Source organism: Psychrobacter sp. (assembly GCF_035469765.1).
In the GTDB taxonomy this organism is placed as follows: domain Bacteria; phylum Pseudomonadota; class Gammaproteobacteria; order Pseudomonadales; family Moraxellaceae; genus Psychrobacter.
Genome location: NZ_DATIRM010000334.1, coordinates 1 through 6,939, shown reverse-complemented (window position 1 = coordinate 6,939; position 6,939 = coordinate 1). Strand labels below are relative to the sequence as shown.

The window sequence follows — 6,939 nt, the reverse complement described above, 5'->3', positions numbered from 1 at the left end:
ATCGATACTACCGTCAATGGTATCGTCAGTCCTGCTGATGGTATGATATCGCAGCTTGGGCAGATTCATGACCATCAGCTACTACAAGCAAAAGGTCGTGACTATGATATCGGTCAGCTCTTAGCGGATAGCGCAGATGGCGATTATTTCGCTGACGGTAGTTTTGCCACGGTCTATCTTGCCCCAAGCAATTATCACCGTGTGCATATGCCATTCGATGGTACTCTTATTAAAACTCGTTATGTCCCTGGTACGCTGTTTTCGGTCAATAATACCACGGCTGCTAATGTACCGGATTTGTTTGCTCGTAACGAGCGCCTTGTCTGTCTGTTTGATACCGCCTATGGTAAAGCGGCTGTTATTATGGTCGGTGCGATGATTGTCGCTGGGATTGAGACGGTCGCGACGGGTAAAATTAGCCGTACCGATGATATTCAAGAAGCAGACCATGATATGAGCTTTAAAAAAGGTGACGAGCTTGGTCGTTTTTATCTGGGCTCAACAGCGATTGTGGTAATGCCAAAAGCGGCAAAAACTGATTGGCAAGCCACTATGAAGCATGGCTCAACGGTACAAATGGGTCAACTATTAGGCAACGCTAAAATCTAATATTATTTATCTAAGTAAAAAACGCTTTTAATGAGCGACATTAGCATAGGCAGTAATCAGATTACTGCCTATACTTTTCTATTTGTCTTAATATATAGTTAAAATACCTTAAAAACGCTACGGTACTGCTGATATAAATTTTTTGCAGCCTCTGTCTGCGTAGGCACAGTAAGCAAGAAAAATTGATATCAGCAGTACGTTATGTATCGATATTTCTTTTCCCTGACTATAGTGAAATCCTTTTAAAAATGTGCGCTTAACCCCTTCTCTACTTTCCTATCTATAAACGTCTCTTCTCGTAAGCTGCTATTCTTTTTTGATAGTAAGTCTTTATGTCATCAAACTGTCATATTCATTTGGCATACTCTCCTCATTAACCGCAGAGCATCATTTCAGCAAACCATTGTTATTGTTATTTATAAATGCTTGATACTCAAAATTGATTAATTTTAGGAGAAATAATGCGTTATTCATTCATGGCAGTAGCAATCGCTAGCACTTTGACATTAGCCGCTTGTAACCAAACGACGAGCGACAATGAGAGCGAGAAAACCAACGAAGCAACTACAGCAGCACCATCAAACACCGCTGCTAGTGGCGACGCTAGTGCTAGCTCAGCTGAAAATGTATCGATGAACATTACCGGAGCTGGTGCTTCTTTTCCACAGCCTATCTATGCTAAGTGGTCAGATGCCTACAATAAAGCCACAGGTGGTCAGGTCAATTATCAGTCTATTGGCTCATCGGGCGGTATCAAACAAATTCAGTCAAAAACTGTCGATTTTGGTGCTTCTGATGCGCCGTTGACGCCTGAAGAGCTTGAAGAGTCTGGTCTTATCCAGTTCCCAACAGTCATCGGTGGTGTTGTACCGATTGTCAATATTGATGGTGTTGAGCCTGGTCAGTTGAAGTTAGACGGTCAAACCTTAGCCGATATTTATTTGGGTAAAATCAGTAACTGGAATGATCCTGCTATCAAAGCCTTGAATCCAGATTTGACTCTACCTGATGCCCAAATTACCACCGTATTCCGTTCAGACGGTTCAGGTACAACTTTTAACTTCACGGATTATTTGGCAAAAGTATCACCAGACTGGAAAGACTCAGTGGGTGTTGATAAAACCGTTAAATGGCCAACATCTGCCACTGGTGCGGGCGGTAAGGGTAACGAAGGCGTTTCAAGCTACGTCAACCGTATGAAAAACTCTATCGGTTATGTTGAATACGCTTACGCTAAGCAAAACAACATGTCACACACCGCGCTTAAGAACGCCGCTGGTAACTTCGTACAGCCATCTGCAGAGACTTTTGCCGCGGCAGGTGATATCGACTGGTCACAGCAAGAAGGCTTCTATAAAGTCATTACCAACTCTGAAACAGAACAAGCTTGGCCAATCGCTGCTGCCACTTTTATCTTAGTACATAAGCAACCACAAGATGCCAAACAAGTCGCTGGCGTATTGAAGTTCTTTGACTGGGCTTATACGCAAGGTGATGACGACGCCATGGCGCTTGATTACGTACCGTTCTCTGATACTGCCGTTGCTTTATTTAAAGCAAAATGGAATGATGTCAAAGGCAGCGACGGTCAACCTGTCTATAAGCCTGCACAGTAACCTGTTTATCCTAGTGATTGCATAATCACTGTCGAGCCGACCTCTCAAACCACTATTCTCCGGTAGCGGTTTGAGAGGTTTTATCACAGAAAATTTAAAGGTTTTTTTAAGTTTGTTGTGATAAAACCTCATTGACTCTTTTACTATTTTGACTTGATTCTATTCAACGCTGAGACACTTATGAATGACTTAAGGTCCCAACTGGCTAAACAAAAACGTTACGATACGCTGTTTGTCAATGCAACCAAAGCCTTTGCAATCTTGGTGCTGTTGTCGCTTGGTGGCATCCTCCTCTCATTAATCGTGGGCGCTTGGCCCAGTATCACTGAGTTTGGACTTGGGTTTTATACCAGCAATAATTGGGATACAGTCGCCAATGAATACGGTGCGCTTGCGCCTATTTACGGTACGATTGTCACCTCCTTTATTGCGATCGCTATTGCTGTGCCAGTGAGCTTTGGTATTGCTATCTTTTTGACTGAACTATGCCCGAATTTCTTAAAAAAGCCATTGGGTATCGCCATTGAGCTGTTGGCAGGCATTCCCTCTATCATCTATGGTATGTGGGGCTTGTTTGTATTTGCGCCTTTCTTTGGCGATCACATTCAGCCATGGTTCATTGAGCATGTAGGCCCTTTACCCATTATCGGCAAGCTCTTTACAGGTGCGCCAATGGGGCTGGGTATGTTTACCGCCTCCTTGGTACTTGCCATTATGATTATTCCTTTTATTGCGGCCACCATGCGGGATGTTTTTTCTGTGGTGCCTGAATTATTAAAAGAATCCGCGTATGGCATGGGTGCGACGACGTGGGAGGTGATGTTCAAAATCATCCTACCTTATACCAAAGCTGGCGTGGTCGGTAGCGTAATTTTAGGGCTTGGACGCGCATTAGGTGAAACGATGGCGGTTACTTTCTTAATTGGTAATGCCTTTAATATCAGTCCAAGTCTGTTTACCTCTGGAGTGACGATTACTTCGGCCTTGGCCAATGAGTTTGCGGAAGCGTCCAGTGAGCTACATTTGGCATCACTACTACATTTGGGCTTAATCTTGTTTGTCATTACCTTCATCGTGTTATCTCTGGCTAAGTTGATGCTCATGCGCATGGATAATAAAGCAGGCAATCGATAAGTCTTAGACTGGCTTCTTAGGTTTTGACAGACTTTGAAGGATTGATAAAAGATATGGAAAATAAATATGATGCCTTCTAATAATTCAACCAACGCAACCAATGCGCCGTTACCAGTCAACACAGGATTTGAAGGTCGTTATAACCGAAGCCTTTATAACAAGCGCCGCTGGGCCAATAAGCTAGGACTAGGCTTTGCGATGTCGGCGATGGTTTTTGGTTTGTTCTGGTTGTTTTGGATTTTGTTTACGTTGTTTGTTGAAGGTTTTCAAGGCATCGTACAACTGCCCGTATTTACGGCTGATACCCCACCGCCCATGAGTGTAGGTGGCTTACGTAATGCCATTGTCGGTTCGGTGATGTTGGCCTTTTCAGGATTGTTTATCGGCGCACCTATTGGCCTGATGACAGGTATTTATTTATCTGAATTTTCTCAAGGCAGTATGCTTGGCAAAGTGACGCGTTTCTTAAACGATATTTTGCTTTCTGCGCCATCGATTGTTATTGGTCTCTTTATTTATGCGCTGATGGTCAAAGGTCAAAGTTTCTCTGGTTGGGCAGGCGCATTGGCATTAGCACTGATTGTCATTCCTGTGGTGGTGCGTACCACTGAAAACATGCTCAATCTAGTGCCCAATAGTATTCGTGAAGCGGCCTATGCACTCGGCACCCCTAAATGGAAAATGGTGACGCAGGTTACTATTAAGGCGGCTAGCGCAGGACTCACCACCGGGGTGCTATTGGCCTTTGCCAGAATCACTGGTGAGACGGCACCATTGCTATTCACAGCGTTGAATAATCAATATTTCAGTACCGACATGAGTCAGCCCATTGCTAACTTGCCCAATACCATCTATCAGTTTGCGATGAGTCCTTATGACAACTGGCACACACTGGCATGGTCAGCAGCATTGCTTATTACGATCTCTGTCTTGGTATTAAATATTTTGGCGAGATTCATTGGTGGTAGAGGTCAGACCAAATAAATCTGACGATAAAACACGTGACATCGAGCATTTACTTGAATTTTAATTGAGCTGGGTTGGATAAAATTATGAATTACGTCATCAGCAAAGTTCGTACAAAAACGACTGCTAATTGCTTCAATGAGGCAACAGACAATCAGACAACAGACAATCCATTAAATAGACCTATGTCTACTAGCACGCAGATGCAACAACCAGATATTGCCAGCCTAACCAAGCAAACAATTCATGATATTCCTAAAAATATGCCCGCTGCAAAAATGGAGATTCGTGACCTAAGTTTTTATTATGGTGACTTTCAAGCGCTAAAAAATATTAATATTGATATTCCAGACAAAAAAGTGACTGCCTTTATCGGGCCTTCAGGTTGCGGTAAATCCACACTATTACGTACGTTTAATCGTATGTATGATCTATATCCCGGTATGCGTGCAGAAGGTAATATCAACCTCGATGGCAAAAATATCTTGGGCAAAGACGTCGATGTAAACTTGCTACGCGCTCAAGTCGGCATGGTCTTTCAAAAACCGACGCCATTTCCAATGTCCATCTATGACAACGTGGCATTTGGCGTACGCCTCTACGAGAAGCTAAGCAAAGCTGAGATGGATAATCGTGTCGAATGGGCACTCAAAAAGGCGTCTTTATGGCTTGAGGTAAAAGACAAACTTCGTGCATCAGGATTGTCGTTATCCGGTGGTCAACAACAACGGCTTTGTATCGCTCGCGGTGTGGCGACAAAACCTGAAGTACTGCTCCTAGATGAGCCAACCTCAGCGCTCGACCCTATCTCGACCGGTGCGATTGAAGAGCTCATCACCGATTTAAAAAACGACTATACGATTGCTATCGTGACCCACAATATGCAGCAAGCGGCGCGCGTCTCTGACTATACCGCCTATATGTATCTGGGCGATATGGTAGAGATGGGTGAGACGGATCAGATATTTACCAATCCCGCTCAAAAGGCGACTGAAGATTATATTACCGGTCGTCATGGTTAAAACAATCTGTATTGATAGACTAATTTTTTAGTATCTATTTTATGCTTGCACCCCTATTTAAATCTATAAGAGTAAGGAAGCCGCCATGCTAATAACGCCAAAACATTTATCAAAGAGTTTTGATAATGACTTAGATGATGTGATTGAGCTGTTTATGCAAATGGGTTACATGGCAGCAGAGCAAGTCATGGTTGCGACACGCTCTTTGATAGCTGCAGATGAAGCGACCGCGAAAAAAGTGATTGCAGACGACCGGCTGATTAATCAGCTAGATATTAAAATCGATGAGCAAATCATTTTGTTAGTCACCAAGCACCAACCCACAGCAAATGACTTGCGTTTAGTGATGGCGGTTAGCAAAGGTATTGTTGACTTTGAACGTGTGGGAGATGAAGCAGAAAAAATCGCTCGTATGGCCTGCAAATTAATTAAAGACGGCGCTTCTCCAAGAGGATATTCAGAGGTTCAGCATTTATCCAATAAGGTGCACGTGATGCTACTTGATGCGATGGATGCCTTCTCGCATATGAATCCTCAGCAGGCATTTTCGGTATTGCAAAGTGATGCAGCGGTCAATGAAGAGTATCAATCTGCCACTCGATCCTTGATGACCTATATTATGGAAGACAGCCGCCACGTGTCCAGAGTGATGAATATACTTTGGGTATTGCGCGCCCTAGAACGTGTGGGCGATCATGCTAAAAACATTGCTGAGCTGGTTATTTTTTGCACCAGCGGCAAAGATGTGCGGCATACAAATTTTATGCAAGTAGAAAAAATCGTCCAGCAAACCACGGATGCTGGTAGTAATAAATAACATTTTAAATAGCATTTTCTTTATCGCACACGATGGTCCGTTTAGAACATAGTCCGTTCAAAATAAAAAAGACACGCTTTTAGTAATGCGATACTGCTATAAATTTAACCATCAATCAACCAGCCCTGCGCGGTCGCAAATTCAATCTGCGCTGCTAGCCAATCATAAATACTCGGAAAACTGTCTTTAATAAAGGCATGCGCGCCAGCTACTTGCGAGCGCGTAACGTTAGACTCAATCCACGTTTTTCCGTTGGTATTTAAATTAAGCAAAAACGGTAATATTCTATCGACTACTCTCAACAGCTGGGTTTCTCTGCTGCTGCCGGTCTCCTGTTCTTCCCAAACCTCACTTAAATTAGCAATGCCATTACCACGTTCAGCTTGTAAGCGCGCAATACCAGCCCGTTCTTCAACGTGCGCATCAGTGCGTGTATCGGCATATAAAAAAGTATCACCAGCCTCAATTTCGCCCAAATCATGTACCAATGCTAGCTTTAATAATTTCTCATGATTAATATTCAACTCGAACAACTCAGCGATTGACCAACATGCCATGGCTAAATGCCAAGAATGTTCGGCAGAGTTTTCCAAACGAGTCGTGCCTGTGACATAGCTACGCCGATTAACGCGTTTAAGAGCATCTAATTCTAGTAAAAAATGCGTGACGTCATTTATGTCGATGTTTGAAGCGAGCGCTGAATAGTTCAGAAGGGATTGAGTTGATGACATGATTATCTCTAGCATTTGGCAGGGAAGTTTATAACGCTCAAAAC

General features: G+C 43.3%; 7 protein-coding genes. 6 read left to right on the top strand and 1 reads right to left on the bottom strand.

The window, feature by feature from the left end; translation table 11 throughout:
* The 6 genes from asd to phoU all read left to right on the top strand — a co-directional run.
* On the top strand, positions 1-609 hold a 609-nt coding region (gene asd / locus VLN09_RS09295), incomplete at its 5' end, for an archaetidylserine decarboxylase (protein ID WP_325245858.1).
* 461 nt (positions 610-1,070) lie between these two features.
* A complete protein-coding gene (pstS, locus tag VLN09_RS09290) occupies positions 1,071-2,225 on the top strand; it encodes a phosphate ABC transporter substrate-binding protein PstS (RefSeq protein WP_325245856.1) in 1,155 nt (384 codons plus the stop codon).
* Between the two features lie 180 nt (positions 2,226-2,405).
* On the top strand, positions 2,406-3,359 hold the full coding sequence (gene pstC / locus VLN09_RS09285) for a phosphate ABC transporter permease subunit PstC (protein WP_325245854.1): 954 nt from the start codon (positions 2,406-2,408) through the stop codon (positions 3,357-3,359).
* Positions 3,360-3,428: 69 nt separating this feature from the next.
* A complete protein-coding gene (gene pstA, locus VLN09_RS09280) occupies positions 3,429-4,343 on the top strand; it encodes a phosphate ABC transporter permease PstA (protein WP_325245864.1) in 915 nt (304 codons plus the stop codon).
* A 68-nt stretch (positions 4,344-4,411) separates the two neighbouring features.
* The gene (pstB, locus tag VLN09_RS09275; RefSeq protein WP_414709118.1) at positions 4,412-5,347 is read left to right on the top strand and encodes a phosphate ABC transporter ATP-binding protein PstB; all 936 of its coding nucleotides are present in this window, start codon (positions 4,412-4,414) and stop codon (positions 5,345-5,347) included.
* Between the two features lie 85 nt (positions 5,348-5,432).
* Complete coding sequence (gene phoU, locus VLN09_RS09270) at positions 5,433-6,164, top strand: phosphate signaling complex protein PhoU (RefSeq protein ID WP_325245852.1); 732 nt, start codon at positions 5,433-5,435, stop codon at positions 6,162-6,164.
* Positions 6,165-6,268: 104 nt separating this feature from the next.
* On the opposite strand, the gene VLN09_RS09265 is transcribed toward phoU, so the two are convergent.
* Complete coding sequence (locus VLN09_RS09265; protein ID WP_325245860.1) at positions 6,269-6,895, bottom strand: HD domain-containing protein; 627 nt, start codon at positions 6,893-6,895, stop codon at positions 6,269-6,271.
* Between the last annotated feature and the right edge of the window lie 44 nt (positions 6,896-6,939).